The sequence below is a fragment of the Rhizobacter sp. P3_B12 genome (assembly GCF_056402895.1).
Window position 1 is genome coordinate 1 of record NZ_JBFUGN010001439.1, and the last position, 1,114, is coordinate 1,114.

Consider the following 1,114-nt stretch of genomic DNA (forward strand, 5'->3'; position numbering starts at 1 on the left):
AACCGGGGCTGCGCACCGAGCAGGCCACGATGGCGGCCGGCGCCCAGTTGCAGCTGGCCAGCAGCTGGGCGCTGCAGATGAACCTGGGGCGCGACGTGGCGGGCGTGCCGCGCAACCGGGCGACCTTGTCGAGCGTGTGGCAGCCGCTGCGCAGCGGGACGCTCTATGCCGAGTGGACGGGGAGCGGGCTGTCGGCGAGCGAGACCGAGGTCAACCGGGTGGGGGCGCGGTGGTGGCTGGTGCCGCGGCGGCTGTCATTCGATCTCGGGACGGCGCAGCGGCCGGGGGTGCCGGGGTGGGAGGATCCCCGGTTTGCCGTCACTTGGGACATCTCGAATCTCTTGAAGTGACCGTTGAGTTGAGGGGTGTTTTCGTGCGCGCGCGTCACGGCGCGGCAGGGGCAGGCGGCGGGGCTCATGCCGGAGCGGTCCGCGCCCCAGGGGGCGCAGACTCCACGAGAAGTGCGGCGCCTGAGGGTGCATCGCCAAACTCCCTCCACTCACTTCGTTCGTTGTGGTCAAACAGTGGCGATGAGTCAGTCTACGAAGCGCGCTGGCGCGCGCCACCCTCAGGCACCACACTTCTCGTCGCTCCAGAAATCGCCCCGCCGCCTGCCCCTGCCGCGCCGCGCCACGCGGACGGCGAGTGTTTGGAGGGTGCAGCATGCGTGCATCGCGCTGGCCTTCGACAGGCTCAGTCCTACCCTTCGACAAGCTCAGGGCGAACGGGGGGGCGTGCGTACGTGCGCCGAACACAAGCGGAACCGCGCCACGCGCGCAAAGCACAACAGAGAAGCTACTTCTTGTCGTAAGCCTGGAGCCAGCCGAAGAACTCGGAATACCAGAGCTTGCTGTTCCGGGGCTTCAGGATCCAATGGTTCTCATCGGGGAACCAGACCAGCCGTGAATCGACACCACGCGCCTTCAGCGTGTTGTAGTAGGCCAGCCCCTGCTGGTCCGGCACGCGGAAGTCGAGCGCCCCGTGGATCACCAGCGTCGGCGTCCTCATGTTCTTCGCGAAGGCGTGCGGGCTCTGCGAGTTGACCTTCGCCTGGTCGTCCCAGTACCAGGCCCCCAATTCCTTCGCGTGCCAGGTGTAGGCGTCGTCGCTGAAC

Annotated in this window: 2 protein-coding genes; one reads left to right on the forward strand and one right to left on the reverse strand. The window is 67.7% G+C overall.

Going from position 1 to position 1,114, the window contains the following annotated elements; genetic code table 11:
• Positions 1-350 (forward strand): hypothetical protein (locus tag AC1D01_RS35900; protein ID WP_477874469.1); only part of this gene is annotated, 350 nt, incomplete at its 5' end.
• 445 nt (positions 351-795) lie between these two features.
• Here the strand turns inward: AC1D01_RS35900 and AC1D01_RS35905 are convergent.
• Positions 796-1,114: prolyl oligopeptidase family serine peptidase (locus AC1D01_RS35905; protein ID WP_477874471.1), on the reverse strand; the 319-nt coding region annotated here is incomplete at its 5' end.